Raw genomic sequence first — 1,710 nt, 5'->3', positions numbered from 1 at the left:
GAGGAGGGCGTTGGCCGACTGGCCGTAGAGGCGCACGCTGAGTTCGCCGTCGGTGTTGTTGCGCAGGCCCTGGCCGAAGTGGTTGTGCACGAGGCCGTCGGCATAGTCATAGACAACCGAGCATACGTCTCGGCCGTCGCTGTTGGGATTCGCGCGGCCGATGCGCGACGCCCCCATGGCCGCCACCGGGCGCTTGCCCAGCACCCACACGGCGGCATCGATGGCGTGGATGTCGAAGTTGCCGATGTAGTCGCACCCCAGGGCCACGTCGTTCACCCAGACCAGGTGCTGGAGGCGGCTCTCGAGGGTGGCCGTCCTGGGCGGGTCGCCGAACCCGCCGCAGATGCCGGTCGTCACGACCTGGGCCAGGGGCCCCACGCCGCCCTCGCGGACGCGCTTGGCCACCTCGATGTTCACCGGGTCGGTGGGCATCTGGTAATCCACCAGGAAGCACCGCTTCTTCTCGGCGGCCCGTTTGCCGGCGGCCTCGATCGTCAGGGCCCCCGGGACGTCCACCGCCACCGGCTTGGCCATATACACGTGGCAGCCGGCGGCCGCGGCCGCCGCCGCGTGCTCCGGGAAGAAGTACGGCGGCGTCTCCAGGACCACGGCCTGGACCTTGCTCTCGATGAGTTTCCTGTAACCGGAGAGGCCGGAGAAGCGGCGGGCCTTCTCGACGCCAAGGGCCTCGCCGCCCGCCTCGGCTACCTGCGGGAAGTAGTCGGCGATGGCCGTGAACTGGTACCCGCCGTGTTTCTGGAAGAGTTTGGCGATCCATCCGCCGCGCCCCCCGTGGCCCACGATGCCGATCTCGACCTTCGAGTTGGCCTCCAGGCCGCGGACGGCACCCGGCTTCACGATGAGGAGTCCCGCGGTGGCCGCCGCCCCTGCCGCAGCCTTTAGAAACCCACGCCTGCCCATCCCGTCCGTTTTCGATTCTGCCATGGCTCGGTCCTTTCGTTGAGATGGCGCCGCCGCGGGCGGTCCGCCGTGAGGTCAGTCTTGCGAGTCCGGCCCGTCGGCGGGCGTGCGCCCGACCCCCAAAGAGTCCTTACCCCGAATTGCTCACGTATCCGCCGCGTAAAGAGCGCCCCGCCCGTGTGACCTCGGTCCGGATCGGGTCCCCGCGGGCGGAGTCCGCGGCTCGGTCCTATGCCTTCAGGCCGTCGAGGCGGCCGTCGAGTTTTTCGGTCGACTTGACCGTTTCTTCCCACGTCACGACCTTGCCGGTGTAGGCAGCCATGCGTCCCATGACGGTGATGAGGTTGCTCTGGACGCTGGGCGCAACGGTGGGGTTGTCGACCTTGCCGTTGCGGATCGAGTCGCAGAACGCCGCGATGTTGGCAATGGCGCCTTCCTGGTAGATGCGGGGGCTGGACCCGCCGCGGTAGAAGTTCTTGCCGCGGATGAGGACTTGCCCGCCGTACGCCGTCTCGAGCACGCCCTGGTCGCCGAACATGCGGTTCCGGATGCCGTCGGGCTGCGAGCCGTGCCCGGCGAACTGCCGCGAACTGAACGAGACGGCCACGTCGTCGGGATACTCGAAGGTCAGGACGAAGTGGTCCCAGCAGTCGCCCACGTCGACGCGGACCTTCCGGCCGCCCTTGCCCCAGGCCCGCAGCGGCGGGACCTGCAGGATCCAGTTCATCACGTCGAGGGTGTGGATGTTCTGTTCGGTGATGATGTCGCCCGAGAGGGCCTTGTCGAAGC

The 1,710-nt window shown here is 68.4% G+C and carries 2 protein-coding genes; both read right to left on the bottom strand.

The window, feature by feature from the left end:
• On the bottom strand, window positions 1–945 hold a 945-nt coding region (locus NTX40_03280), incomplete at its 3' end, for a Gfo/Idh/MocA family oxidoreductase (GenBank protein ID MCX5648108.1).
• A gap of 205 nt (window positions 946–1,150) precedes the next feature.
• A partial coding sequence (locus NTX40_03275) for a gfo/Idh/MocA family oxidoreductase (protein ID MCX5648107.1) occupies window positions 1,151–1,710 on the bottom strand: 560 nt, incomplete at its 5' end.

Source organism: Planctomycetota bacterium (assembly GCA_026387035.1).
Taxonomy (GTDB): Bacteria; Planctomycetota; Phycisphaerae; order FEN-1346; family FEN-1346; genus JAPLMM01.
The sequence above is the reverse complement of the archived record's forward strand: the minus strand, read 5'-3'. Positions and strand labels throughout refer to the sequence as shown.